At 62.9% G+C, this 24982-nt stretch carries 26 protein-coding genes and 1 tRNA gene; 26 read left to right on the top strand and 1 reads right to left on the bottom strand.

Features of this window, described 5'->3' with window-relative positions; translation table 11 throughout:
- Positions 1-126 precede the first annotated feature (126 nt).
- The 5 genes from ribH to GR328_RS05930 all read left to right on the top strand — a co-directional run bounded on the left by ribH (position 127) and on the right by GR328_RS05930 (position 5575).
- Positions 127-615, top strand: coding sequence for a 6,7-dimethyl-8-ribityllumazine synthase (gene ribH, locus GR328_RS05950; RefSeq protein ID WP_160883606.1), 489 nt, complete (start codon positions 127-129; stop codon positions 613-615).
- 2 nt (positions 616-617) lie between these two features.
- Entirely contained in the window at positions 618-1100 is a 483-nt protein-coding gene (nusB, locus tag GR328_RS05945) for a transcription antitermination factor NusB (RefSeq protein ID WP_160883605.1), read from the top strand.
- Between the two features lie 28 nt (positions 1101-1128).
- Entirely contained in the window at positions 1129-2118 is a 990-nt protein-coding gene (gene thiL / locus GR328_RS05940; RefSeq protein ID WP_160883604.1) for a thiamine-phosphate kinase, read from the top strand.
- On the top strand, positions 2093-3292 hold the full coding sequence (locus tag GR328_RS05935) for an MFS transporter (protein ID WP_160883603.1): 1200 nt from the start codon (positions 2093-2095) through the stop codon (positions 3290-3292). The genes thiL and GR328_RS05935 overlap by 26 nt, the downstream gene beginning before the upstream one ends.
- Before the next feature lie 156 nt (positions 3293-3448).
- Positions 3449-5575 (top strand): sodium-translocating pyrophosphatase, encoded by a 2127-nt coding sequence (locus GR328_RS05930; RefSeq protein ID WP_160883602.1) that lies wholly within the window; start codon positions 3449-3451, stop codon positions 5573-5575.
- Positions 5576-5700: 125 nt separating this feature from the next.
- Here the strand turns inward: GR328_RS05930 and GR328_RS05925 are convergent, their stop codons facing one another.
- A complete protein-coding gene (locus GR328_RS05925; protein ID WP_160883601.1) occupies positions 5701-6156 on the bottom strand; it encodes an outer membrane protein assembly factor BamE in 456 nt (151 codons plus the stop codon).
- A gap of 103 nt (positions 6157-6259) precedes the next feature.
- On the opposite strand from GR328_RS05925, the gene GR328_RS05920 reads away from it, so the two are divergent.
- The 21 genes from GR328_RS05920 to GR328_RS05820 all read left to right on the top strand — a co-directional run bounded on the left by GR328_RS05920 (position 6260) and on the right by GR328_RS05820 (position 24982).
- On the top strand, positions 6260-6805 hold the full coding sequence (locus GR328_RS05920; RefSeq protein WP_160883600.1) for a ubiquinol-cytochrome C chaperone family protein: 546 nt from the start codon (positions 6260-6262) through the stop codon (positions 6803-6805).
- The gene (locus GR328_RS05915; protein ID WP_160883599.1) at positions 6802-7317 is read left to right on the top strand and encodes a YceD family protein; all 516 of its coding nucleotides are present in this window, start codon (positions 6802-6804) and stop codon (positions 7315-7317) included. The genes GR328_RS05920 and GR328_RS05915 overlap by 4 nt, the downstream gene beginning before the upstream one ends.
- Before the next feature lie 137 nt (positions 7318-7454).
- Entirely contained in the window at positions 7455-8489 is a 1035-nt protein-coding gene (gene plsX / locus GR328_RS05910; RefSeq protein WP_160883598.1) for a phosphate acyltransferase PlsX, read from the top strand.
- Positions 8490-8502: 13 nt separating this feature from the next.
- Positions 8503-9480 (top strand): beta-ketoacyl-ACP synthase III, encoded by a 978-nt coding sequence (locus GR328_RS05905; protein ID WP_160883597.1) that lies wholly within the window; start codon positions 8503-8505, stop codon positions 9478-9480.
- Positions 9481-9608: 128 nt separating this feature from the next.
- Positions 9609-9920: an integration host factor subunit alpha gene (locus GR328_RS05900; RefSeq protein ID WP_160883596.1), complete on the top strand. Its 312-nt coding sequence runs from the start codon at positions 9609-9611 to the stop codon at positions 9918-9920.
- Between the two features lie 7 nt (positions 9921-9927).
- Entirely contained in the window at positions 9928-10431 is a 504-nt protein-coding gene (locus GR328_RS05895; protein ID WP_160883595.1) for a MerR family transcriptional regulator, read from the top strand.
- 289 nt (positions 10432-10720) lie between these two features.
- Positions 10721-10797: transfer RNA gene (locus GR328_RS05890), tRNA-Asp, on the top strand.
- 41 nt (positions 10798-10838) lie between these two features.
- Complete coding sequence (locus GR328_RS27955; protein ID WP_281351916.1) at positions 10839-10982, top strand: low affinity iron permease family protein; 144 nt, start codon at positions 10839-10841, stop codon at positions 10980-10982.
- Between the two features lie 452 nt (positions 10983-11434).
- Entirely contained in the window at positions 11435-11800 is a 366-nt protein-coding gene (locus GR328_RS05880; protein ID WP_160883594.1) for an NADH-quinone oxidoreductase subunit A, read from the top strand.
- Positions 11791-12375 carry a NuoB/complex I 20 kDa subunit family protein gene (locus GR328_RS05875; protein WP_160883593.1) on the top strand — a complete coding sequence of 195 codons (585 nt, stop codon included), beginning with the start codon at positions 11791-11793 and terminating at the stop codon, positions 12373-12375. The genes GR328_RS05880 and GR328_RS05875 overlap by 10 nt, the downstream gene beginning before the upstream one ends.
- Before the next feature lie 15 nt (positions 12376-12390).
- Positions 12391-12993 (top strand): NADH-quinone oxidoreductase subunit C, encoded by a 603-nt coding sequence (locus GR328_RS05870; RefSeq protein WP_160883592.1) that lies wholly within the window; start codon positions 12391-12393, stop codon positions 12991-12993.
- Between the two features lie 18 nt (positions 12994-13011).
- Positions 13012-14202, top strand: a complete 1191-nt coding sequence (locus GR328_RS05865) for an NADH-quinone oxidoreductase subunit D (protein WP_160883591.1) — start codon at positions 13012-13014, stop codon at positions 14200-14202.
- Between the two features lie 115 nt (positions 14203-14317).
- Positions 14318-15382, top strand: coding sequence for an NADH-quinone oxidoreductase subunit NuoE (gene nuoE / locus GR328_RS05860; RefSeq protein ID WP_160883590.1), 1065 nt, complete (start codon positions 14318-14320; stop codon positions 15380-15382).
- Positions 15383-15398: 16 nt separating this feature from the next.
- A complete protein-coding gene (gene nuoF / locus GR328_RS05855) occupies positions 15399-16700 on the top strand; it encodes an NADH-quinone oxidoreductase subunit NuoF (protein ID WP_160883589.1) in 1302 nt (433 codons plus the stop codon).
- Between the two features lie 8 nt (positions 16701-16708).
- Positions 16709-18787, top strand: a complete 2079-nt coding sequence (gene nuoG / locus GR328_RS05850; protein WP_160883588.1) for an NADH-quinone oxidoreductase subunit NuoG — start codon at positions 16709-16711, stop codon at positions 18785-18787.
- Positions 18788-18801: 14 nt separating this feature from the next.
- Positions 18802-19827: an NADH-quinone oxidoreductase subunit NuoH gene (gene nuoH, locus GR328_RS05845; protein ID WP_160883587.1), complete on the top strand. Its 1026-nt coding sequence runs from the start codon at positions 18802-18804 to the stop codon at positions 19825-19827.
- Between the two features lie 10 nt (positions 19828-19837).
- On the top strand, positions 19838-20326 hold the full coding sequence (nuoI, locus tag GR328_RS05840) for an NADH-quinone oxidoreductase subunit NuoI (RefSeq protein ID WP_160883586.1): 489 nt from the start codon (positions 19838-19840) through the stop codon (positions 20324-20326).
- A gap of 153 nt (positions 20327-20479) precedes the next feature.
- Complete coding sequence (locus GR328_RS05835) at positions 20480-21094, top strand: NADH-quinone oxidoreductase subunit J (RefSeq protein ID WP_160883585.1); 615 nt, start codon at positions 20480-20482, stop codon at positions 21092-21094.
- A gap of 11 nt (positions 21095-21105) precedes the next feature.
- The gene (gene nuoK / locus GR328_RS05830) at positions 21106-21414 is read left to right on the top strand and encodes an NADH-quinone oxidoreductase subunit NuoK (RefSeq protein ID WP_116529820.1); all 309 of its coding nucleotides are present in this window, start codon (positions 21106-21108) and stop codon (positions 21412-21414) included.
- Between the two features lie 23 nt (positions 21415-21437).
- Entirely contained in the window at positions 21438-23471 is a 2034-nt protein-coding gene (gene nuoL, locus GR328_RS05825) for an NADH-quinone oxidoreductase subunit L (RefSeq protein ID WP_160883584.1), read from the top strand.
- Positions 23471-24982 carry an NADH-quinone oxidoreductase subunit M gene (locus GR328_RS05820; RefSeq protein WP_160883583.1) on the top strand — a complete coding sequence of 504 codons (1512 nt, stop codon included), beginning with the start codon at positions 23471-23473 and terminating at the stop codon, positions 24980-24982. Before nuoL ends, GR328_RS05820 begins: the two co-directional genes overlap by 1 nt.

Below are 24982 nucleotides of genomic sequence, written 5' to 3'. Positions count from 1 at the left end.
CAGGCCTTCATCCTCATCCTGAGAATTCGCCGATAGAGCGCGGGGAGGGAACCCGGCGCCAACCGTTTGGCGGCAGGTCTCTGAGGAAGAGGCGAATTCTCATGAAAGTCCGTTGAAGAGTCACCTATGGTCTCGCATTCCGCAAAGCAGCAAATCACCCGACCGCCGGTTCCCGGCGCCCGCATCCTGATCGTCGAGGCGCGCTTCTATGATGACATCGCCGACGAACTCCTGCGCGGGGTCCAGGGGGCGGTCGAGGCAGCCCAGGCCACCATGGACGTGCTGACGCTGGACGGCGCGCTCGAGATCCCGGCGACCATCGCCATCGCCCTTGACGCCGCCGAGAAGGCCGGCAAACCCTACGATGCCGTCGTGGCCCTGGGCTGCGTGATCCGCGGCGAGACGGGCCACTACGACATTGTGGCAGGCGAGAGCTCCCGGGCGCTGATGGACCTGTCCGTCGCCCGCAAGATCCCGCTCGCCAACGGCATACTGACTGTAGAGAATGAGGAACAGGCCTGGACCCGGGCGAGCGTGAATGAATTGAATAAGGGCGGGGGTGCGGTGGAAGCGGCGCTCGCCGTTTTGCGCATCAAGAAGAAGCTGGAGGCCTGATCATGACGAAGCCTGCAGAGCGCTCGGCCGCTCGCCTCGCTGCCGTCCAGGCTCTCTATCAGATGGATCTCTCCGGCAAGACCGTCGTGGACGCCCTCGCCGAGTTCGAGGCCTTCTGGATCGGCCGGGAGGTCGAAGGCATCGAGTTCAAGCCGTCCGACGTCGAGTTCTTCCGCAACGTGATCTCCGGGGTCGTGCAGCACCAGCGCGACATCGACGTGAAGATCGACAGGGCCTTGTCCGAAGGCTGGCCTCTGCGCCGCGTCGAGGCCGTTCTGCGCGCCATTCTGCGCGCGGGCGGCTATGAGCTGATGTTCCGCAAGGACGTTCCCGCCCGCGTGGTGATCACCGAATATGTGGACGTGGCCCACGGCTTCTACGGCGAGGACGAGCCCGGTCTCGTGAACGCCGTTCTCGACAGGCTCGCCCGTGAGGTTCGTCCGGGCGAACTCGAGAAGAAGGCGGCCGGTCAGGGCAAGCGTTAAGATCGCGGATGGCAGGGATCGTCACGCCATGACCTCCCGGGAGCGCGCCAGCGAAGACGGGCTCATCGCCCGCTTCTTCGCACCTCTCGCGGGCGAGGGCGCTCTTGGTCTCAAGGACGATGCCGCCTGCCTGTCTCCCCGGCCCGGGCACGATCTCGTGCTCACGACGGACGCCCTCGTCGAATCGGTCCATTTTCTCCCTGAAGACTCGCCAGCGTCCATCGCCCGCAAGGCCCTGGGGGTGAACGTCTCGGATCTCGCCGCCAAGGGGGCGGATCCGGCGGGCTTTCTCCTCAGCCTCGCCCTTCCCGAAACCTGGACCGAGGAATGGCTCGCGGATTTCGTCTCCGGTCTCGGAGTAGCCTCCCGAGATTTCTCCTGCCCGCTCCTCGGGGGCGATACGGTGAAGGCCAGTGGCGCTCTCACCCTCTCCGTGACAGCCGTCGGCGAGGTTCCCGCCGGGAGAATGGTTCGCCGCACCCATGCCCGCGTGGGAGATGTCGTCTGCGTGTCCGGCACCATCGGAGACGCCGCTTTAGGTCTAAAACTGCGTAAGACGCCCTCATGGGCGGCCGCCCTCTCGTCCGGCGAGAGGGCGCATCTGGCCGACCGCTATCTCCACCCGCAGCCGCGCCACCGGCTCGCACGGGCCGTCCGGGAACATGCCCATGCCGCCATGGACGTCTCGGACGGGCTCGCGGGAGATCTCGCCAAAATGATGCGGGTGAGTGGAGTTTCGGCCTCGGTCGAAGCGGCAAAGGTGCCGTTCTCGGCCGCCGTGCGCAAAGCCATCGAGGCAGATTCCAGCCTGTTCGATCTCGCCGTGACGGGCGGGGACGATTACGAGATTCTCTGCACGGTTCCCGAAAAGAAGCTCGACAGCTTCAGGAAAGAGGCCGATAGCGTGGGCATCATGGTGTCCGCCATAGGCCGAGTCGTTGCAGGGCATGAGACCCCGGTCTTTCGGATCAACGGTACTGAAAGACACTACGATGCAGGTTCATTCTCACACTTCTGACGGTCTCGCCAAACGCAACGCGCTCGTGCTGGCCTGCGCCCAGGCGCTTGGCGGCTCGAGCCCAGCCATCGTGGTGTCGCTCGGCGGCCTCGTGGGGCAGAATCTCGCGGAAAACAAGGAACTGGCAACGCTCCCCGTGAGCCTCCTCAATCTCGGCCTTGCCCTCGGCACCATTCCCGCCGCCATCCTGATGCGGCGGGCGGGGCGGCGCATCGGCTATATCGTGGGCGCCGGGATCGGTCTGTTCGGGGGATGTCTTGCGGCGTTCGGTATCGCCTCCTTCAGCTTTATGCTCTTCTGCCTCGGCACCACGATCATCGGTATGTATGGCTCGTTCAACCAGAGCTACCGCTTCGCCGCGACCGATGCAGCCTCGGAGACCTTCAAACCCCGGGCGATTGCCTGGGTGATGACCGGAGGACTCGTGGCCGGAGTGCTGGGGCCCCAGACGGTGATCTGGCTCCGTGACGCGGTTCAGACTGCGCCATTCTCCGGTGCTTTCCTTGGGCAGGCGGCGCTGGCCCTGATGTCCATGGCGGCCGTCTCCTTCTTGAAGCCCGTGCCGGTCAGCGTCGCCCCCAAGGCCGGTGGCAGGCCACTGAGACACATCGTCCGGCAGCCCCGTTTCATCGTGGCGGCCGTTGCGGGTCTCGTCTCCTATGCCCTCATGAGCTTTCTCATGACCGCCGCACCCATGGCCATGGTTGGGTGCGGCCTTCCCATCGAGGCAGCGGCCCTCGGCATTCAGTGGCATATCCTGGCCATGTTCGGTCCCAGTTTCTTCACCGGACGCCTGATTTCCCGGTTCGGCAAGGAGCGGGTAACAGCCGCCGGCCTGGCCCTGATCGCGGTCTCCTCGATCATCGGCCTGTCCGGCATCGACATCACCCATTTCTGGGCAACGCTCATCCTGCTGGGCATCGGCTGGAACTTCGGCTTTATCGGCGCCACCGCCATGGTCACCGACTGCTATCGTCCCGAGGAGCGGACCAAGGTTCAGGCCGCCAACGACTTCCTGGTCTTCGGCTCCGTCGCCATCGCTTCCTTCTCCTCGGGTAAGCTCCTGAACGCGGGCGGCTGGGAGACCGTGAACTGGCTGGTCTTCCCACCGGTTGTCATCGCGCTACTTCTCTTAGCTTGGCAGCAGAGGGCACGAGCGACGGTACCCGCATAAAGTCTAAAGGGCTTCCTGTGAGTTGGGCGGGAAGTATCGTTGCGAACGGCCTAGTTTTTTGCCACCAAATATAATGTTCGCTGGGGGTGGAGGCCGTTCAAGGCCAAAGTTCAGGCCTTGAAGAGCGGCTTTCTGCTTTCCCATAACAAGGATGGCATGATGGCACTCACCCTTATTATTCTGGGCGGGCTTCTCTCGATTGCGTATGGCCTATGGGCCATCAGCGACGTGATGAAGCGCGACGCCGGTTCTCAGCGCATGCAGGAAATCGCTGGCGCGGTCGCCGAAGGCGCGAAAGCCTATCTCCGCAGGCAATATACGACGATCTCCATCGTGGGCGTGGTGCTGTTCGCCATCATCGCCTATCTCCTCGGCATCCGCGTCGCGATCGGCTTCGCCATCGGCGCGATCCTGTCGGGAGCGGCCGGCTTCATCGGCATGAACGTCTCCGTCCGGGCCAATGTCCGCACCGCGCAGGCCGCCACGCAATCCCTCGGCGGCGGTCTCGATGTCGCCTTCAAGGCGGGCGCCGTCACCGGAATGCTGGTGGCTGGCCTCGCGCTCCTGGGCGTGGCGCTCTACTACGGCTATCTCACGCGGATCGGCGGGCTGAACCCTGCGGACCGCGTGGTCATCGACAGCCTCGTGGCGCTCGGTTTCGGCGCTTCGCTGATCTCAATCTTCGCCCGCCTGGGCGGAGGCATCTTCACCAAGGGAGCCGACGTCGGCGGCGACCTTGTGGGCAAGGTGGAGGCGGGCATTCCCGAGGACGATCCGCGCAACCCCGCCACCATCGCCGACAACGTGGGCGACAACGTCGGCGATTGCGCCGGCATGGCGGCCGACCTGTTCGAGACCTATGCGGTGACCGTGGTCGCTACCATGGTGCTCGCGGCGATCTTCTTCGCGGGGCAGGGGATCCTCGATACGATGCTCATGTACCCCCTCGCCATCGGCGCGGCCTGCATCGTCACGTCGATCATCGGCACCTTCTTCGTGAAACTCGGTCAGAACGAGTCCATCATGGGCGCGCTCTACAAGGGGCTCATCGCAACAGGCATTCTCTCCGCCATCGCGATCGGTCTGGTGACTTGGCAGATGATCGGCTTCGGTCCCGTCGTGGGCACCGATTATACGGGACTGAGCCTGTTCTGGTGCGCGATCATCGGACTGGCAGTGACGGCCCTCATTGTGGTGATCACCGAATACTATACCGGCGTCGGCTTCCGCCCCGTGCGCTCCATCGCCCAGTCTTCCGTGACGGGGCATGGCACCAACGTGATCCAGGGCCTTGCGGTCTCGCTGGAATCGACGGCGCTGCCGACCATCGTGATCATCGCGGGTATCATCGTGGCGTTCACCCTCGCCGGCCTCTTCGGCATCGCGATCGCTGTGACGGCCATGCTGGCGCTCGCCGGCATGATCGTGGCTCTCGATGCCTTCGGTCCGGTGACGGACAACGCGGGCGGCATCGCCGAAATGGCCGGTCTGCCGAAGGAGGTGCGCAAATCGACGGATGCGCTCGACGCCGTGGGCAACACCACCAAGGCGGTGACGAAGGGTTACGCCATCGGTTCCGCGGGCCTGGGCGCTCTCGTGCTCTTCGCGGCCTATACGTCGGACCTCAACTACTTCACCCAGAACGCGGCGCAGTATCCCTACTTCCAGGGTGTGGCTCCCGATTTCTCGCTCACGAATCCCTATGTGGTGGTGGGTCTGCTGTTCGGCGGTCTCATTCCGTTCCTGTTCGGGGGAATCGCCATGACGGCCGTGGGTCGCGCGGCGGGCTCCGTTGTGGAGGAGGTGCGCCGCCAGTTCCGCGAGAAGCCCGGCATCATGGCCGGCACGGACCGGCCCGATTACGGGCGCGCGGTGGACATGCTCACCCGCGCGGCGATCAAGGAAATGATCGTACCGTCCCTTCTGCCGGTGCTGGCGCCGATCGTGACCTACTTCGTGATCTACTGGGTAGCCGGGAAGTCTCAGGCCTTCTCGGCCGTGGGCGCGATGTTGCTCGGCGTCATCGTGACGGGCCTCTTCGTGGCGATCTCGATGACCTCTGGCGGCGGCGCCTGGGACAACGCGAAGAAGTCCTTCGAGGATGGGTTCACCGATGCCTCCGGCACGACGCACCATAAGGGATCCGAGGCGCACAAGGCTTCAGTGACGGGCGATACCGTCGGCGATCCCTACAAGGACACTGCGGGTCCTGCCGTAAACCCGGCGATCAAGATCACCAACATCATCGCGCTGATGCTGTTGGCGATCCTGGCTCATTCGTAACGCAAACCGAAACCAAGCCTCCGGACCCGCGGCGCAGGCCGCGGGTTTTTTGTCGGCCTTCCCACAAAGAAAAAGAAAAGGCCGGGACGGGGCCCGGCCTTTTCGTGGAAACTGAGAAACAGATCTTAGGCGCCGAACGGATTGAAGTTGTTCGTGCCCTTGAGAAGCTGTCCGAGGAAGCTCGTCTCCTCGCCGCCGCTCGGGGTGGTGCGGCTGATGAAGTCGAACACCTTTCCGTCCTGGATGCCATAGACCCCGACGCGCTCGACGCGCAGGTTCTTGTCGAAGTAGACGGCGGTGACCCGCTGATCCACCACCTGCTCGCCCAGAAACTGGAACGTGCGGCGAGACCGCTGGCTGATGTAGTACCAGCTTCTGTTGCCGACCGTAGACACGGTCGAAGGAGTGCCGAGGATCTGGAGTACCTGCTCGGCGTTCATGCCCTTCTTCACCTGGTTCACGGCGTTCTCGTCCAACTGGTACCCGCGGGCGAACTCCTCGCCCATGGTGCAGGCGGCAACGGAGGTGGCCAGGAAAGTCGCAGTAGCCAAGCGTACCAAAAGGGTATGATATCGACGCATCGTACGGTTCTTCCAGGAATGCGGCGCAGATGAGCTTGCGCCTGTGGATCGTGATGGCGTAACCCGAGGTTTCGATTTTGACAAGCTTGGAAGGGCAAAGGCTGTGATATTCAGTCTCTTCCGCAGGAATCCCCGGCGCATGGCCATCGCGACTCTTTATGCGAGAATCGCCGATGCCTCACGCCGGCCAGGGCTCTACGCGGCACTCGGCATCCCGGACAGCCTAGAGGGACGCTTCGAATCCCTCTCTCTGCACATGGTCCTTTCTTTAAGAACCCTGCGGGAGCTTCCGCCTCCTGCCGACGAGGTCGCCAAGGATCTGACCGACGCCTTCTTCCGCGACATGGATGCCTCCTTGCGGGAGATGGGGGTGGGCGACACGGTCGTGCCCAAGCGGATGAAAAAGGTGGCCGCGGCTTTCTATGGCCGGGCCCAGGCCTATGACCCGGCCCTCACGTCCGCGGACGTGGCCGAGCTTGCGGAGGCCCTGGGCCGGAACGCGCTGGGGAGCGATGCACCCGCCATGATGCTCGCGCGTTATGCCTTGGCAGCGGACAAAGGCCTTAAAGGCGTCACGCTGGACGTGTTACTCGAATCCGGGCCTGCTTTCCCGGCGCCCGAGGCATTCACAGAGGAGGGAAACCGATGACCCCTGAAACCGTAGGTCCCCTGTCGCGCCTCGTGGACGTCATGAATATCCCGCCGCGCGGGCAGGAGGTCCATGTGGTGGCGAGTTCCGAAGAACGGGATGCTCTGGCGAAGGATTTCGGCCTTCCCCGCATCCAGGCCCTTTCGGGCGACTTCAAGCTTACCAGTACCGCCAAGGGCATCCATGTGGCGGGTCTGGTGAAGGCTTCCATCACGCAGGTCTGCGTCGTGACCCTCGATTCGTTCGATTCCGATATCGAGGAAGAGGTCGAGGTAGATTTTGCGGAACCCTCCGGGATGCCGGCGGAACCGCCGACGGATATCAACGAGTACGAGCCGCCGGATGAGATCGTCAACGGCCAGATCGATCTGGGAGCGCTCACCGCCGAGTTCCTGGCCTTGGGGCTGGACCCTTACCCGCGTAAGCCCGGCGTGGATTTCAGCTATCGCGATCCTGGAGACGACAAGGACTCGCCGTTTGCCGCCCTGGGCAAGCTCAAGACGGACAAATAAGGCCTTCCGAGTAAGCGCCTAGGGGGGAGATCCCGGCTCCCGCGCAATGAGAGAAAGCTACAGAATTTCGGTTGCGATGCCATCGCAAACCGGTATTTTCCGCCTCCTGTCCAAGCCCAAAGAAAGAATAAGCGGTCATGTCGAAGCCAGTGCGTATTTCGCTCGATGCGATGGGGGGGGACCATGGCCCGTCGATCGTCATCCCTGGTGCGGCCCTGGCCCTGGAACGGCATCCCGATATCCGATTTCTCATATTCGGCAACGAAGCGGTGATCGCACCTCTGCTCGATGCTCATCCCAAGCTGAAGGCGGCAAGCGAACTGCGCCATACCGAAATCTCCATCGCGATGGACGAGAAGCCGAGCCAGGCGATCCGGATGGGTCGCGGCAAGTCGTCCATGTGGAAGGCGGTTCAAGCGGTCCGGGACGGCGAAGCGGATGCCTGCGTCTCCGCCGGGAATACCGGCGCTCTCATGGCGACTGCCAAGATCTGCCTGAAGACCATGGCCCATATCGAACGCCCGGCAATCGCGGCCATGTGGCCGACCATGCGGGGCGAGAGCATCGTCCTCGACGTGGGGGCGACCATCGGAGCGGATGCGGGGCATCTGGTGGACATGGCTATCATGGGCGCGGCGATGGCGCGCATCGTGTTCGACCTGGAGCGTCCGACCGTGGGCCTGCTCAACGTGGGCACCGAGGAGATCAAGGGAATCGAGGCCGTTAAGGAAGCCGGGCGTATTCTCAGGGAGCGGGATGCTCCTTATCTGGAATATCGCGGTTTCGTGGAGGGAGACGATATCGGCAAGGGAACCGTAGACGTCGTCGTGACGGAAGGATTCACGGGGAACATCGCCCTCAAGACCGCAGAGGGGACGGCCAAGCAGATCGGCCAGTACCTGCGTTCTGCTATGAGCCGTACGCTGATGGCCAAGATCGGCTATCTGTTCGCGAAGCAGGCCTTTGATGCTCTCAGGGACAAGATGGACCCGCGCAAGGTCAACGGCGGTCTCTTCCTAGGCCTCGAAGGAGTGGTCGTGAAGAGCCACGGCGGCACGGACGATCTGGGGTTCGCCAGTGCCATCGACGTAGCCTACGACATGGCGCATTTCGAATTGATGAAGACAATCCGGGGCATGCTGGAGCATGATCCGGTCGGGCATGAGGCCTGAGGAAAGTACCACCTTGAAACGCATCCGTTCCGTTGTGCGCGGCGTCGGCTCTTACCTGCCTAAGCGCAAACTTACCAATCATGACCTCGAGAAGATCGTGGACACCTCGCACGAGTGGATCGTGCAGCGCACGGGCATCGAGCAGCGGCATATCGCCGACGACAGCGAGACGACGTCCGTGCTCGGTATCAAGGCCGCCGAGGCCGCGCTAGCCGATGCGGGGCTGACGGCGCAGGACATCGACCTCATCGTCTGCGCCACCTCGACGCCGGATCATACCTTCCCGTCCACGGCAACGATGATTCAGACCGGCCTGGGGATAACCCACGGGGCAGCCTTTGACCTGCAGGCGGTCTGCACCGGCTTCGTCTACGCGGTCGCCACCGCCGATAAGTTTCTCCAGTCGGGCTCGCACAAACGTGCTCTGGTGATCGGCGCCGAAACCTTCTCGCGTATTCTGGATTGGACCGACCGTACGACCTGCGTGCTCTTCGGCGACGGAGCGGGGGCCCTGGTGCTCGATGCCCAAGAAGGCGAGGGGACCTCCGCCGATCGTGGTGTGCTGAACTCGCAATTGCGGTCGGACGGACGCTATCGGGACAAGCTCTACGTCGACGGAGGGCCGGGCTCGACCAAGACCACCGGCGTTCTGAAGATGGAAGGCCGGGAGGTCTTCAAATTCGCCGTGGGCATGGTTGCCGACGTGGTGCAGGACGCCTTCAAGGCCACGGGTACAAGCCCGGAGGAACTGAAATGGTTCGTGCCGCATCAGGCCAACAAACGCATCATCACGGCGAGCGCCGACAAGCTCGGAATCGCGCCGGAGAAGGTCGTGATTACCGTGGACAGGCACGGCAACACCTCTGCCGCGTCCATCCCGCTCGCCCTCGACGTCGCCCGCAAGGACGGGCGCATCAAGGACGGCGATCTCGTGATGATCGAGGCCATCGGAGGCGGCTTCACCTGGGGCAGTGCGCTCATACGCTGGTAGGAATATAGGCCGTATGACCTATCTTGGATTCCCTTGACGGCAAGTCTAAGGTTGACCATACGGAGCCATCTGCATAGCGTCTTAACTGATTGAAAGATCAAAGAACTCATTCGGGGTTGGGGAGCTCAATGGCTGGCAAAACTGTGACGAGAGCGGATCTGAGCGAGGCCGTCTACCAGAAGGTGGGGCTGTCACGGACCGAATCGGCCGAACTGGTCGAGCGGGTCCTGGCGGAGATCTGCGACAGCTTGGCAGCCGGCGAAACCGTCAAGCTTTCCTCCTTCGGCTCTTTCATCGTGCGTAGCAAAGGCGAGCGCATCGGCCGCAACCCCAAGACCGGCGTCGAGGTCCCGATCGATCCCCGCCGGGTCATGGTCTTCAAGCCGTCCAATGTCCTGAAGGCCTATATCAACGGCGAAACCGTCGAGCGCGAGGACTGACCCTCGTATGGCTGGCGGCGGCCTCGACAAGAGCCCTGACGCGTTCCGAACCATCAGCGAGGTGGCCGAGGACCTTGATTTGCCGCAGCATGTGCTGCGCTTCTGGGAAACCCGCTTCACGCAGATCAAGCCGCTGAAGCGCGGCGGCGGCCGTCGCTATTACCGTCCCGACGATGTGGATCTCCTCAAGGGGATCCGGCATCTCCTCTATGGAGAAGGCTACACGATCAGGGGAGTGCAACGCATTCTCAAGGCGGAAGGGGTCCGTTTCGTGCAGGCCGTCGGCCGTGGTGAGGAGAGCGTTGCGGCCCCTGAGCATGAGGCGGGCGAGAGTATCGCGGAAGACGGGGAGTTCATCGAGCCGCCCCTTATCGAATCCGGCCAATCTCCCGGCCGGGGCGCTCTGCCTGAAGAATCCCTGCGAAAGCTCCAGTCGGCACTGGATGAACTGCTCGAATGCGACCGGGTCCTGCGGTCTCTGAAAGATGGGGAACAACCCATCAGCGAGTGAACCAAGTGCCACGTCCCCCCAGACTTCGTGCTGCTACGGCTAAAACTCGGGATGTCTCGCCGATTCTTCTCGTCGCAGTTAGAACTTGCGCTTGGGCGATCTCAAGAGAATCCGTGCTCGACAGCGTGTACATTGGAATGCCTAGGAATCAGGCCGAACGCCTTCTGTGTCCCGTTCTTCGGACATGCGACGAGTTTCATGACGGATTGTAGAGCTGTCCGCATCGAGAGGCCTTGACAGGGAACAGGGCGGCCCTTAAAGCACCCACACCGCTTCGGCGGTCCAATGCGCGGGCGTAGCTCAGTCGGTTAGAGTGCCGGCCTGTCACGCCGGAGGTCGCGGGTTCGAGCCCCGTCGCCCGCGCCACTTTTTCCCCCAGGATCGAGTGGTTGGACGCAAATGCCCGCATGATCGCGATCTCGTGTGTGGCGCTTTGTCGATCCCTTTGCATCTCCTCCCCGATTGTCTTCGTCCTCAGTCTGTTCCTGATCGTCCTCTGGGCTCTCGGCGGGCCGTTCTTCGGATTTTCTGATACGTGGCAACCGATGTGAACACCGGCACCGCCATCCTGACCTTCCCGATGGAGTTCCTGATTCAGAGCCCTCCCGGAACCGGGATGGGGCTTCCGTCCAGGCCAAGCTCAACGAATTGATCCGGGCCGGGCTTCCCTGAACGAGTTCATCGGCATCGAACATCCGACTCGGGAGGAACTGGGCCGGATTCGAGCCAAATGTGAGGCTAAAGCTAAGGCAGAAAGCGCCGCAAATCGGGCCCAGGCGCAGCCGAACCGCAGGGTTGCCCACGCGGCGGAGAGAGCGGCACCATAGTTTGGAATGGTTCTTTTTAGAGCGCCTCAAACACTTGTCAGGGCAGGGGAACTCGGTTAAGCCTCCGGCCACAAACCGCCGTTTGTCGCAGGACCTTCCTTCGGGCCTTTCTGTGGCTTAAATGCGTGGCATGTCGCCGGCCTCTAAGGCCGCGCTCCGTTCCTTCTGGGTGTCGTATGACGAATCTCCTCGCCGACTACCTGCCTCTCGTGATCTTTATCGGCGTGTCGCTCCTGATCGGGGTGGCACTCCTCGTGGCGCCGTTCATCGTCGCCTACAGCAAGCCTGATACGGAAAAGCTGTCCGCTTACGAGTGCGGGTTCAATGCCTTCGATGACGCACGCATGAAATTCGACGTGCGGTTCTACCTGGTGGCCATTCTTTTCATCATCTTCGACCTGGAGGTCGCCTTCCTGTTCCCATGGGCCATCGTGTTCGGGAACCTGGGCTGGTTCGGGTTCCTCTCGATGATGCTCTTCCTCGGCGTCCTGACAATCGGCTTCATCTATGAGTGGAAGAAAGGAGCCCTGGAATGGGATTGATCTCCGACAACCAGTCCACCCTGGTGGCTCCCGCTCCGCGCGGCATCATCGACCCGAATACCGGTAAGCCGGTAGGCACGACCGATCCGTATTTCGTCTCCATCAACGACGAGCTTGCCGACAAAGGCTTCCTCGTGGCCTCGTCCGAGGAGCTCATCAAGTGGGCGCGCACCGGCTCGCTCATGTGGATGACCTTCGGCCTGGCGTGCTGTGCCGTCGAGATGATGCAGATGTCCATGCCGCGCTACGACGCCGAGCGCTTCGGCTTTGCGCCGCGCGCCTCACCGCGTCAGTCGGACGTGATGATCGTCGCGGGCACGCTCACGAACAAGATGGCCCCCGCCTTCCGCAAGGTCTACGACCAGATGCCGGAGCCGCGTTACGTCATTTCGATGGGATCCTGCGCCAATGGCGGCGGTTACTACCATTATTCCTATTCGGTGGTCCGCGGCTGCGATCGCATCGTGCCGGTCGATATCTACGTGCCCGGCTGCCCGCCGACCGCGGAGGCGCTCCTTTACGGTGTGCTGCTTCTCCAGAAGAAGATCCGTCGCACCGGCACCATCGAGCGCTGAGCAAAGGTCATTTTCATGAGTGCTGAGCTCCAAGCCCTGAGCGAACACATCGTCTCGTCCCTCGGCGAGGCGATCGAGGATCGCGCTATCGCCTACGGCGAGCTGACGATCGTCGCCCGTCTTGAGGAAATCAAGCGGGTGGTGACGTTTCTGCGGGACGACCCGCAGTGCCGCTTCGTCTGCTTCATCGACATCTGTGGCGCGGATTATCCGGCCCGCGAGAAGCGTTTCGATGTAGTGTACCATTTCCTGGCGCCGCACCATAACCGCCGCATCCGCGTGAAGGTGGAGACGGACGAGGAGACCCCGGTCCCCTCGATCATCGACCTCTTCCCGGCAGCGAACTGGTACGAGCGCGAGACCTACGATCTCTATGGCGTCCTTTTCTCAGGCCATCCGGATCTGCGCCGCCTGCTGACCGACTACGGGTTCGAGGGGCATCCGCTCCGCAAGGACTTCCCGCTCACCGGCTATGTCGAGGTTCGCTACGACGACGGCCAGGGTCGCGTGGTCTACGAGCCGGTGAAGCTCAGCCAGGAGTTCCGCAACTTCGACTTCCTCTCTCCCTGGGAAGGCACCGATTACGTGCTGCCCGGCGACGAGAAGGCCAAGGCTTAAAAGCGGGAAGGGCGACCTATGGGCGAGCATAATATCCGCAATTTCACGATCAATTTCGGTCCCCAGCACCCCGCGGCGCACGGCGTGCTCCGGCTCGTACTGGAGCTCGACGGCGAGGTCGTGGAGCGCGTCGATCCGCATATCGGCCTCCTCCACCGTGGCACGGAGAAGCTGATCGAGTACAAGACCTACGTTCAGGCCAATCCCTATTTCGACCGGCTCGACTACGTCGCGCCGATGAATCAGGAACACGCCTATTGCCTTGCGATCGAGAAGCTGCTCGGCATCGCCGTGCCGCGTCGCGCTCAGTTGATCCGCGTCCTCTTCTCGGAAATCGGGCGCCTGCTCTCGCACCTCCTCAACGTGACCACGCAAGCTATGGACGTAGGCGCGCTCACGCCCCCTCTCTGGGGCTTCGAGGAGCGCGAAAAGCTCATGATCTTCTACGAGCGCGTTTCCGGTTCGCGCCTGCACGCCAATTACTTCCGGCCCGGCGGCGTCAACATGGACATTCAGCCTGAGCTGATCGATGACATCGAGGCTTTCTGCGATCCCTTCCTGAAGGTTCTGGACGACCTCGACACCCTCGTCATGGGCAGCCGCATCTTCAAGCAGCGCAACGTGGACATCGGCACGATCACGCTGGACGACTGCTGGAAGTGGGGCTTCTCCGGTCCGCTCGTGCGCAGCTGCGGCGTCGCCTGGGATCTGCGCAAGGCGCAGCCCTACGAGTGCTACGAGGAGATGGAGTTCGACATCCCCGTGGGCCTCAACGGCGACAACTACGACCGTCAGGTCATCCGAATGGAGGAGATGCGCCAATCCGTGCGCATCATGCGTCAGTGCCTGGACAAGCTTCGCGCTCCGGACGGGCAGGGGCCGGTAACCACCCTCGACGGCAAGATCGCTCCGCCCTCACGCAAGGATATGAAGCGTTCGATGGAAGCGCTGATCCATCACTTCAAGCTCTACACGGAAGGCTTCCATGTCCCTGCGGGCGAAGTCTATGCCGCTGTGGAGGCTCCCAAGGGCGAGTTCGGCGTGTATCTGGTGTCCGACGGTACCAACAAGCCGTATCGGTGCCACGTCCGGGCGCCGGGCTTCGCGCACCTGCAGGGGATGGATTTCATGTGCCGAGGCCACATGCTGGCCGACGTCGCAGGCGTTCTCGGTTCGCTCGACATCGTGTTCGGTGAAGTGGACCGGTAAGAATCAAACCGGGCTCGATGGCGGGCCTGGCGCCACGCTCAGAAAAGCGTGAGAGAAAGTTCAAGTCGTGAATGGCCGGGTATTTCCCGGCCATGACGATGAGGAGAAGTGTCATATGGCCGTTCGTAAGCTCGCGCCTGAAGAATTGCAGCCCGAGAGCTTCGTGCTCTCGCCCGAGACGGAGGCTTTTGCCCAGCAGCAGATCGCCAAGTACCCGCCCGGCCGTCAGGCCTCGGCGGTGATCGCGTTGCTGGGTAAGGCGCAGGAGCAGGCCGGTGGCTGGCTGCCCCGCAAGGCCATTGAAGCCGTTGCCGCCCGGCTCGACATGCCGGTCATCCGGGTGATGGAGGTGGCGACCTTCTACACGATGTTCAACCTGGAGCCGGTTGGGAAGTATTTCGTTCAGTTCTGCGGCACGACACCCTGTGTGCTGCGTGGCGCCGGCGATATCAAGAAGGTGCTCGAGAGGCGTATCGGCGACCAGAACCAGATTACGGCCGACGGTACCTTCTCATGGCTGGAGGTTGAGTGCCTGGGCGCATGCTCGAATGCCCCGATGGTGCAGATCAACGACGATTACTACGAGGACTTGACGCCAGAGAACTTCGAAAAGCTGCTGGACGATCTCGCGGCCGGCCGGCCGGTAAGGAAGGGCTCTCAGATCGGACGCAACCGCTCCGAGCCGTTCGAGGCCGTCAAGACCCTGCAGGATCCTTCCCTGTACGACGGTTCCCAGATCGGCGCATGGCGCAAGCGCTTCGAGGAGCAGGCTCAGCCTGCCGCGACCGGTGAGACCGAGGCGGCAGTCGCCAGTGTCCCGCAGGAGGCCCGGGCCGCTAAACCGGGAGCCGGACGCGCTATCGAGACCGAGGCAGCCGATACTCCGGCCGAGCGCGTTAAGAAGGGCGAGACCCCGATCAACCCGGCGGACCGGAAGGAAGCCGCTGATCCATCGAGGGCCACGACGGGCGACTCGCACACGGAGGAAGGCGCTCGGCCCGCTCCGCAGAGCGGCAAGTCCTATGTGGCGACACCGTCGAAGCCGGAGGAGGGATCCCCTGTTCCGGTGAGCCCGACGACACCTGTTGCCGGTACGCCGCCCTCGCAGGCCGAGACCCGCCGCGACGGCAGCGAGAGCAAGCCGGACGTGGTCGTCGACAAAGACAACAAGACGTCCTGAGGGGGAGTGAATCGAGATGCTTCACGACAGAGATCGCATTTTCACCAACCTCTACGGCTTCCATTCGCCGGATCTCCAGGCTGCGAAGATGCGCGGCGCATGGGACGGAACCAAGTTCCTCCTCGGGAGGGGGCGCGACTGGATCATCGACGAGATGAAGGCTTCGGGTCTGCGCGGGCGTGGCGGCGCGGGTTTCCCCACGGGCCTGAAATGGTCCTTCATGCCCAAGCAGTCGGACGGTCGTCCGCACTACCTCGTGGTCAATGCCGATGAGTCGGAGCCGGGCACCTGCAAGGATCGCGAGATCATGCGGAACGATCCGCATCTCCTCGTCGAGGGCTGCCTCATCGCCTCCTTCGCGATGGGCGCACATGCGGCTTATATCTATATCCGCGGTGAGTACGTCGCCGAGCGCTACGCGCTCCAGCGCGCGGTCGACGAGGCCTACGAGGCCGGTCTCATCGGCAAGAACAACATCCACGGCTATCCCTTCGACCTCTACGTCCACCACGGCGCCGGCGCTTACATCTGCGGCGAGGAGACGGCGCTCATCGAGAGCATGGAGGGCAAGAAGGGCATGCCGCGCCTGAAGCCTCCGTTCCCGGCCAACATGGGCCTCTACGGCTGCCCGACCACGGTGAACAACGTGGAGTCGATCGCCGTCGCCGGCACGATCCTGCGCCGCGGTGCCTCGTGGTTCTCCGGCATCGGCCGTCCGAATAACGTGGGCACCAAGCTCTTCTGCGTGTCGGGCCACGTGAACAAGCCCTGCAACGTGGAGGAGGCCATGGGGCTGACCTTCCGCGAGTTGATCGACACCCATTGCGGCGGCATCCGGGGCGGCTGGGACAACCTGCTCGCCGTGATCCCGGGCGGCTCGTCCGTTCCTCTCGTGCCCGCCGAGCAGATCATCGATGCGCCGATGGACTTCGATACCCTGCGCGGCCTGCGCTCCGGTCTCGGCACCGCCGCCGTGATCGTCATGGACAAGTCCACCGACATCGTCCGCGCCATCGCCCGCATCTCGTATTTCTACAAGCACGAGAGCTGCGGTCAGTGCACTCCGTGCCGTGAGGGCACCGGCTGGATGTGGCGCGTGCTCAACCGGATGGCGGAAGGGCGCGCCCAGAAGCGCGAGATCGACATGCTGCTCGAAGTCTCGACCCAGATCGAGGGCCACACCATTTGCGCCCTCGGGGATGCAGCGGCTTGGCCGGTCCAGGGTCTGATCCGCCACTTCCGTCACGAGATCGAGAAGCGGATCGACGACTACGCGGCGAACCCGCATTCAGAATCCGTCATGATCGCGGCGGAGTGAGATTGAAGATGGCTAAAATCATCGTTGATGGCGTCGAAGTCGACGTTCCCGCCGAATACACGCTGCTCCAGGCCGCCGAGGCCGCAGGGGCCGAAGTCCCGCGCTTCTGCTACCACGAGCGGCTCTCGATCGCCGGCAATTGCCGCATGTGCCTCGTAGAGGTGAAGGGCGCACCAAAGCCGGTCGCTTCCTGCGCCTGGGGCGTGCGCGACTGCCGTCCGGGACCGAACGGGGAGCCGCCGGAAATCTCGACCAAGTCGCCGACCGTGAAGAAGGCGCGCGAGGGCGTGATGGAGTTCCTCCTGATCAATCACCCTCTCGACTGCCCGATCTGCGACCAGGGCGGCCAGTGCGACCTGCAGGACCAGGCCATGGCCTACGGCGTCGATACCAGCCGCTTCCACGAGAACAAGCGTGCGGTCACCGACAAGTATCTCGGCCCGCTCGTGCGCACCTCCATGAACCGCTGCATTCATTGCACCCGCTGCGTGCGCTTTACCGCCGAGGTCGCGGGCGTGCCTGATATGGGGGCACTCTGGCGCGGCGAGGACATGGAGATCACGAGCTATCTGGAAAAGGCGCTCGGCTCCGAGCTGCAGGCCAACATCGCGGATCTCTGCCCGGTCGGCGCGCTCACCCACAAGCCCGAGTCCTACCACTACCGTCCTTGGGAGCTCACCAAGACAGACTCCGTCGACGTGATGGACGCGGTCGGCTCTTCCATACGCGTAGACTCCCGTGGCCGAGAGGTCATGCGCATCCTGCCGCGCGTCAACGAGGCGGTGAATGAGGAGTGGATCTCCGACAAGACCCGCCAGATCGTCGACGGGCTGCGCCTGCAGCGACTCGACCGTCCGTTCGTGCGGGAAAACGGCCGTCTGCGCCCGGCTTCCTGGCAGGAGGCCTTCGCGGCCATCGCCGCGAAGGTGAAGGGGAGCGTGCCTGAGAAGATCGGCGCCATCGTCGGCGATCTTGCCGCCGTGGAGGAGATGTTCGCCCTGAAGCTGCTCATGGAGAGCCTCGGGGTCACGAACGTCGATGCCCGCCAGGACGGCACCGTGCTGTCGCCAGCCTATGGGCGGGGCTCCTATCTCTTCAACACCACTATTCCCGGCATCGAGGATGCGGACGCGATCCTGATCGTGGGCTCCAACCCGCGTTATGAGGCGTCGCTCGTCAACGTGCGCATCCGCAAGCGCTGGCGCGCAGCTCCGCCGCCGATCGCTCTGATCGGCGAAAACGTGGATCTGACCTATCCTTATGAGTATCTCGGCGCGGGACCCGACACGCTCTCCGAGCTGGCCTCCGGCCGCCACAGCTTCATCGAGAAGCTGCGCGGGGCCGAGCGACCGCTGATCATTGTGGGGCAGGGGGCTCTTGCGCGGCCGGACGGCCTCGCCGTCCTCTCAGCCGTCGCGAAGCTCGCTCAGGACGTGGGTGCGGTGAAGGACGGCTGGAACGGTTTCTCGGTCCTTCACACGGCGGCATCCCGGGTCGGCGCGCTCGATCTCGGCCTCGTGCCGGGAGAGGGCGGCCTGACCGCTCAGCAGATGGCCCAGGGTGGCGTTGACGTCCTGTTCAGCCTCGGTGCCGATGAGATCGATATCGCCCCCGGCGCGTTCGTGGTTTATCAGGGAACCCACGGGGATCGCGGCGCTCACCGCGCGGACGTGATCCTTCCGGCTGCCACCTACACGGAGAAATCCGGAACCTACGTGAACACCGAGGGCAGGGTGCAGATGGCCAACCGTGCGGCCTTCGCTCCGGGAGAGGCCCGTGAGGACTGGGCGATCCTGCGCGCGCTCTCCGATGTGCTGGGCCGCCGCCTGCCGTTCGACTCGCTCAACGCCCTGCGCGCGAAACTCTATGCGGCTCACCCGCATTTCGCCGCCGTCGATACGGTCCAGCCAGCCGACGGCTCGGCCGCTATCCAGGCGCTTGCGGGCATTGGCGGAACCCCCGACCGAGAGGCTTTCGAAAGCCCTGTGAAGGACTTCTACTTGACGAACCCGATTGCCCGCGCCTCCGGCGTCATGGCCGAGTGCTCCGCCCTCGCCCGTGAGCTGAAGCTCGAAGCGGCCGAGTAAGAGAGGAGCGGATCATGGAACTCGGAGACATTCTCCTCGCTGTCGCGATCATGCTGGGCAAGAGCCTGCTCCTGCTCGTCGCGCTCCTCATCTTCATCGCCTATGCGCTCTATGCCGACCGCAAGGTCTGGGCGGCGGTTCAGCTGCGGCGCGGCCCGAACGTTGTCGGACCCTGGGGCCTGCTCCAATCCTTCGCGGACCTTCTCAAGTTCGTGCTGAAGGAGCCAGTCATCCCGGCCCCGGCCAACAAGGGCATGTTCCTCCTGGCACCGCTGGTCATGTGCACGCTCTCGCTTGCGGCCTGGGCGGTCATTCCGCTCAATGCGGGCTGGGTCATCGCCGATATCAATGTCGGTATTCTCTACATCTTCGCGATCTCGTCGCTCGGCGTCTATGGCGTCATCATGGGCGGCTGGGCCTCGAACTCGAAGTACCCCTTCCTCGGCGCGCTCCGTTCGGCGGCACAGATGGTGTCCTACGAGGTCTCCATCGGCTTCGTCATCGTGACCGTGCTCATGTGCGCGGGGACCCTGAACCTGTCGGGCATCGTCGAATCGCAGAATACGAGCCTCGGCATCCTTGGGTGGTACTGGCTGCCGCTGTTCCCGATGTTCGTAGTGTTCTTCATCTCGGCCATGGCCGAGACGAATCGCCCGCCCTTCGACCTGCCGGAGGCCGAGTCGGAACTCGTTGCGGGCTATATGGTGGAATATTCCTCGACCCCGTACCTGCTGTTCATGCTCGGCGAATACGTGGCCATCATGACCATGTGCGCGCTCGGCACGATCCTATTCCTCGGCGGCTGGCTTTCCCCGATCCCCTTCGCGCCCTTCACCTGGGTTCCGGGCGTGATCTGGTTCGTGCTAAAGGCGAGCTTCCTCTTCATTCTCATCGCCATGGTGAAGGCCCTCGTGCCGCGCTACCGGTACGATCAGCTCATGCGACTGGGCTGGAAGGTGTTCCTTCCACTCTCGCTGGCTATGGTCATCATCGTGGCGGGCGTGCTGATGGCGACCGGCAATGCGCCGGGCATACGCTAAGGAGATCGACATGAAGATCGGTCAATTCTTCAATGCCCTTCTGCTGAAGGAATTCGTGGCGGGCTTCATCCTGACGACGAAGTACTTCTTCAAGCCGAAGGCCACGCTCAACTATCCGTTCGAGATGAGCCACCGGGGACCGCGCTTCCGGGGGGAGCACGCGCTGCGCCGCTACCCCAACGGAGAAGAGCGTTGCATCGCATGCAAGCTCTGCGAGGCGATCTGCCCCGCTCAGGCGATCACCATCGAGGCCGGCCCGCGGCGCAACGACGGCACCCGCCGCACGACTCGCTACGACATCGACATGGTCAAATGCATCTATTGCGGCATGTGCCAGGAGGCCTGCCCGGTGGACGCGATCGTCGAAGGGCCGAACTTCGAATTCTCCGTAGAGACCCGCGAGGAGCTTCTTTACGACAAAGCCAAGCTGCTTGAGAACGGCGAGCGCTGGGAGCGTGAGATCGCGAAGAATATCGCGAAGATGGCGCCGTATCGCTAAGAACCGCTTCCTGCCTTCGCAAGGGGCAGGGGGCATGCACCTCCGGCGGGTTGTTCCCGCCGGATTCGGAATTTATAGACAGGCCGACGGATTCCCCTGAGGATCCCCCTGGTCACGTCGGAAGGGGCCGCTCCCGGGCGGCTTGTGTTGAGCATGACGGTTACCGCCGCCTTCTTTTATCTGTTCGCGACGATTACGATCGCTTCCGGTTTCATGGTGATCGCCTCGCGCAATCCCGTGCAGTCGGTGCTTTTCCTCATCCTGGCCTTCGTCAACGCGGCCGGCCTGTTCCTGATGATGGGAGCCGAATTCCTCGCGATGATCCTGGTCATCGTCTATGTGGGCGCGGTCGCGGTGCTCTTCCTGTTCGTCGTCATGATGCTCGACGTGGACTTCGCGGCGCTCCGCCAGGGATTCCTGCAATACCTGCCCTTCGGCGCCCTGATCGGCATCGTCCTTCTGATCGAGCTTATCTTCGTCGTGAGTGCCTACGTGATCGATCCCGGTCTCATCCGGGCACCGGCGGTGCCGATCCCGGCGCCGGACGTGATGACCAACACCGAAGCCCTCGGGCAAGTGCTCTACACCCGCTATTTCTACTTCTTCCAGGCCGCTGGCCTGATCCTGCTGGTCGCCATGATCGGTGCCATCGTGCTCACGCTGCGTGAGCGTGTGGGCGTGCGCCGCCAGAACATCTCGATGCAGAACGCCCGTACTCAGGAAACCGCCGTCCAGGTTCGGAAGGTTCCCTTCCGCCAGGGCATCTAAGGAGACACGCGATGGTTATCGGACTGGGCCATTATCTCACGGTCGCCGCCGTGCTCTTCACGCTCGGCGTGTTCGGCATCTTCATCAACCGGAAGAACGTTATCGTCATCCTGATGTCGATCGAGCTGATCCTGCTTTCGGTGAACATCAACATGGTGGCCTTCTCGACGCATCTCAACGACATCGTCGGCCAGGTCTTCGCCCTGCTGATCCTCACGGTGGCGGCTGCGGAGGCGGCTATCGGGCTTGCCATTCTGGTGGTCTTCTTCCGCAACCGCGGCTCCATCGCGGTCGAAGACGTGAACATGATGAGGGGCTAAGCCCTAACGGCTAAGTAAGCGCAATGTACCACGCAATCGTTTTCCTGCCGCTCGTCGGCTTCCTCATCGCAGGCCTCTTCGGACGCATCATCGGCGCCCGGCCGAGCGAGATCATCACCACGGCGCTGCTGGCCGTGTCGGCGGTTCTGTCCTGGGTGTCCTTCATCCAGGTGGGCTTCGGCGAGGAACCGGTGGTTCGGGTCCAGGTGGCCCAGTGGATGTCCGTTGGCGACCTCCAGGTTGACTGGGCTTTCCGCATCGACACGCTCACCGCCATGATGCTGGTGGTGGTCAACACCGTATCCGCGCTCGTGCACCTCTATTCCATCGGCTACATGCACGAGGATCCGCACCGTCCGCGCTTTTTCGCCTATCTGTCGCTCTTCACCTTCGCCATGCTCATGCTGGTGACGGCGGACAACCTGGTGCAGATGTTCTTCGGCTGGGAGGGCGTGGGCCTGGCGAGCTATCTGCTCATCGGCTTCTGGTTCAAGAAGGACTCCGCCAACGCCGCGGCCATGAAGGCTTTCATCGTCAACCGCGTCGGCGATTTCGGCTTCCTGCTCGGCATTTTCACGCTCTTCGTTCTGTTTAACGGCGTCACCTTCGACACGATCTTCCCGCGAGTGGCGGAGTTCGCCGATGCCCGCTTCCACTTCCTCGGAATCGAGTGGCACGCCCTGACGATCGCCTGTCTCCTGCTCTTCATGGGCGCGATGGGTAAGTCGGCTCAGTTCCTGCTGCACACCTGGCTCCCTGACGCGATGGAGGGCCCGACCCCGGTTTCCGCGCTCATCCATGCCGCCACCATGGTAACCGCTGGCGTGTTCATGGTCGCGCGTCTTTCGCCGGTCTTCGAGTACGCTCCTGCGGCGCTCACGGTCGTCACGATCATCGGCGGCATCACGGCGTTCTTCGCAGCGACCGTCGGACTGGTGCAGAACGACATCAAGCGGGTAATCGCGTATTCGACCTGCTCGCAGCTCGGCTACATGTTCGTCGGCCTCGGCGTCGGCGCCTACGGAGCCGGCGTGTTCCACCTCTTCACCCACGCCTTCTTCAAGGCTCTGCTGTTCTTGGGCGCTGGCTCGGTCATCCATGCCATGCACCACGAGCAGGACATGCGGAACATGGGCGCCCTGCGCCGATACATTCCGCTCACCACGGCAATGATGGCCATCGGCACCCTTGCGCTCACCGGATTCCCCTTCACGGCGGGCTACTACTCCAAGGACGCGATCATTGAGGCGGCCTACGCTTCCCATAGCTCGGCAGGCTCCTTCGCCTTCCTGGCGACAGTGGTTGCCGCCCTCATGACCTCCTTCTATTCCTGGCGTCTGTTCTTCCTCACCTTCGAGGGCAACGCGCGCTGGTCGAACGCCGATCACCATGCCCATGGGGATCACGAAGGCGTTGAGCATGACGACCACAGCCATGACGTGGAGCCGGCTGCCCACGCCGATCACGAGCACGGCCACCATGGGGCTCACACACCCCATGAGAGCCCGCTGGTGATGGTGCTGCCGCTCATCGTGCTGGCGATCGGCGCGGTCGTTGCCGGCATCGTCTTCCACGACGCATTTCTCGGACACGGCTACCAAGAATTCTGGAAAGGTGCCCTGTTCACCCGTCCCGATAACAACATCCTGGAGGAGATGCATCACATCCCGGGCTGGGTACCGTATCTGCCCACGGTCATGATGGCCCTCGGCTTCGTGCTGGCCTATTACATGTACATCGTGGACGCCAAGAGGCCCGCGCAGCTCGCTGCGGATCACCCGATCCTGTACCGCTTCCTTCTCAACAAGTGGTACTTTGACGAATTGTACGACCTCATCTTCGTGCGTCCCGCCATGGCTATTGGCCGCTTCTTTTGGCGTACGGGCGACCAGCGGATCATTGATGGCCTCGGACCCGACGGCATATCTGCCCGCGTGCTCGACGTGACGCGCGGCGTGGTTCGGGTCCAGACCGGCTACGTCTACCACTACGCCTTCGCAATGCTGATCGGCGTTGCGGCTCTCGTGACCTTCTATCTCTTCAGGGGAGCCCACTAATGTTCGGCTTCGGCATCCTCTCGGGCCTTCTCATCCTGCCGCTCATCGGCGCAGCCTTTATCCTGACTCTGCGCGGGGACAGCGACGCGGCCCGGTCCAATGCGCGCTGGGTGGCGCTCGCCACGACGATCGCGACCTTCGTGCTCTCGCTCGTGGCATGGAACCGTTTCGACACGGCAACTGCCTCGTTCCAGCTGGTGGAGAGCCACGCCTGGCTGACGGACACGATCCGTTTCAAGCTCGGCGTGGACGGCTTCTCGATCCCGCTCGTCCTGCTCACAACGTTCCTGATGCCGTTCTGCATCCTGGCGTCGTGGGAATCCATTGGACATCGGGTGAAGGAATACTATGTCGCCTTCCTGGTTCTCGAGACGACGATGATCGGCGTGTTCTGCGCGCTCGATCTCGTGCTGTTCTACCTGTTCTTCGAGGCGGGCCTCATTCCGATGTTCCTCATCATCGGCATCTGGGGCGGCAAGCGGCGCATCTATGCCAGCTTCAAGTTCTTCCTCTACACGCTGCTCGGCTCTGTTCTGATGCTGCTCGCCATCATGGCCATGTACTGGCAGGCAGGCACCACTGACATTCCGACGCTGCTGGCGTTCAAGTTCCCGTATAACCTCCAGATCTGGCTCTGGCTCGCCTTCTTCGCCTCTTTCGCGGTGAAGATGCCCATGTGGCCGGTCCACACCTGGCTTCCCGACGCGCACGTGGAAGCGCCGACGGCCGGCTCCGTGATCCTGGCAGGCGTGCTCCTGAAGATGGGCGGCTACGGCTTCATTCGAGTCTCTCTGCCGATGTTCCCGGACGCGTCCGTCTATTTCGCCCCGCTGGTCTTCGCCCTCTCGGTCATCGCGATCATCTACACCTCGCTGGTCGCCTTGATGCAGGAGGACATCAAGAAGCTCATCGCCTATTCCTCGGTGGCGCATATGGGCTTCGTGACCATGGGTCTGTTCAGCATGAACGAGCAGGGGATCCAGGGTGCCATGTTCACCATGATCTCCCACGGGCTGATCTCAGGCGCGCTCTTCCTGTGCGTCGGCGTGATCTACGACCGGATGCATACCCGTGAGATCAAGGCCTATGGCGGTCTGGTGAACCGGATGCCCATGTACGCGGTAGTGTTCATGATTCTCACCATGGCCAACGTGGCGCTTCCCGGCACCTCTGGCTTCATCGGCGAGTTCCTGACCCTCATGGGCGCGTTCCGTTCGAACACCTGGGTGGCCTTCTTCGCCACTTCGGGCGTGATTCTCTCTGCAGCCTATGCGCTGTGGCTTTACCGCCGCGTGGTCTACGGAGAAATCGACAAGCCTGCGCTCCAGACCATCACGGATCTGAACCGGCGCGAGATCATCACCTTCGCGCCGCTCATTCTGCTGATCATTTACTACGGCGTGCAGCCCGGTCCGATCCTCGATACCTTCGCGGTGCCGACGGATGCTCTCATGCAGAGCGTCCAGGCCGCGCTCTCCACCGTGAAAACGGCCGCTGTTGCCGCACACTGA

This window comes from Microvirga makkahensis, from assembly GCF_009830105.1.
Classification (GTDB): Bacteria; Pseudomonadota; Alphaproteobacteria; order Rhizobiales; family Beijerinckiaceae; genus Microvirga; species Microvirga makkahensis.
The sequence above is the reverse complement of the archived record's forward strand: the minus strand, read 5'-3'. Positions and strand labels throughout refer to the sequence as shown.

Excerpts from the sequence above, each read along its gene's own strand:
- ribH (WP_160883606.1), top strand. The coding sequence starts at position 127 with ATGGTCTCGCATTCCGCAAAGCAGCAAATCACCCGACCGCCGGTTCCC.
- nusB (WP_160883605.1), top strand. The coding sequence starts at position 618 with ATGACGAAGCCTGCAGAGCGCTCGGCCGCTCGCCTCGCTGCCGTCCAG.
- thiL (WP_160883604.1), top strand. The coding sequence starts at position 1,129 with ATGACCTCCCGGGAGCGCGCCAGCGAAGACGGGCTCATCGCCCGCTTC.
- GR328_RS05935 (WP_160883603.1), top strand. The coding sequence starts at position 2,093 with ATGCAGGTTCATTCTCACACTTCTGACGGTCTCGCCAAACGCAACGCG.
- GR328_RS05930 (WP_160883602.1), top strand. The coding sequence starts at position 3,449 with ATGATGGCACTCACCCTTATTATTCTGGGCGGGCTTCTCTCGATTGCG.
- GR328_RS05925 (WP_160883601.1), bottom strand. The coding sequence starts at position 6,156 with ATGCGTCGATATCATACCCTTTTGGTACGCTTGGCTACTGCGACTTTC.
- GR328_RS05915 (WP_160883599.1), top strand. The coding sequence starts at position 6,802 with ATGACCCCTGAAACCGTAGGTCCCCTGTCGCGCCTCGTGGACGTCATG.
- plsX (WP_160883598.1), top strand. The coding sequence starts at position 7,455 with ATGTCGAAGCCAGTGCGTATTTCGCTCGATGCGATGGGGGGGGACCAT.
- GR328_RS05900 (WP_160883596.1), top strand. The coding sequence starts at position 9,609 with ATGGCTGGCAAAACTGTGACGAGAGCGGATCTGAGCGAGGCCGTCTAC.
- GR328_RS05895 (WP_160883595.1), top strand. The coding sequence starts at position 9,928 with ATGGCTGGCGGCGGCCTCGACAAGAGCCCTGACGCGTTCCGAACCATC.
- GR328_RS27955 (WP_281351916.1), top strand. The coding sequence starts at position 10,839 with ATGATCGCGATCTCGTGTGTGGCGCTTTGTCGATCCCTTTGCATCTCC.
- GR328_RS05880 (WP_160883594.1), top strand. The coding sequence starts at position 11,435 with ATGACGAATCTCCTCGCCGACTACCTGCCTCTCGTGATCTTTATCGGC.
- GR328_RS05875 (WP_160883593.1), top strand. The coding sequence starts at position 11,791 with ATGGGATTGATCTCCGACAACCAGTCCACCCTGGTGGCTCCCGCTCCG.
- GR328_RS05870 (WP_160883592.1), top strand. The coding sequence starts at position 12,391 with ATGAGTGCTGAGCTCCAAGCCCTGAGCGAACACATCGTCTCGTCCCTC.
- GR328_RS05865 (WP_160883591.1), top strand. The coding sequence starts at position 13,012 with ATGGGCGAGCATAATATCCGCAATTTCACGATCAATTTCGGTCCCCAG.
- nuoE (WP_160883590.1), top strand. The coding sequence starts at position 14,318 with ATGGCCGTTCGTAAGCTCGCGCCTGAAGAATTGCAGCCCGAGAGCTTC.
- nuoF (WP_160883589.1), top strand. The coding sequence starts at position 15,399 with ATGCTTCACGACAGAGATCGCATTTTCACCAACCTCTACGGCTTCCAT.
- nuoG (WP_160883588.1), top strand. The coding sequence starts at position 16,709 with ATGGCTAAAATCATCGTTGATGGCGTCGAAGTCGACGTTCCCGCCGAA.
- nuoH (WP_160883587.1), top strand. The coding sequence starts at position 18,802 with ATGGAACTCGGAGACATTCTCCTCGCTGTCGCGATCATGCTGGGCAAG.
- nuoI (WP_160883586.1), top strand. The coding sequence starts at position 19,838 with ATGAAGATCGGTCAATTCTTCAATGCCCTTCTGCTGAAGGAATTCGTG.
- GR328_RS05835 (WP_160883585.1), top strand. The coding sequence starts at position 20,480 with ATGACGGTTACCGCCGCCTTCTTTTATCTGTTCGCGACGATTACGATC.
- nuoK (WP_116529820.1), top strand. The coding sequence starts at position 21,106 with ATGGTTATCGGACTGGGCCATTATCTCACGGTCGCCGCCGTGCTCTTC.
- nuoL (WP_160883584.1), top strand. The coding sequence starts at position 21,438 with ATGTACCACGCAATCGTTTTCCTGCCGCTCGTCGGCTTCCTCATCGCA.
- GR328_RS05820 (WP_160883583.1), top strand. The coding sequence starts at position 23,471 with ATGTTCGGCTTCGGCATCCTCTCGGGCCTTCTCATCCTGCCGCTCATC.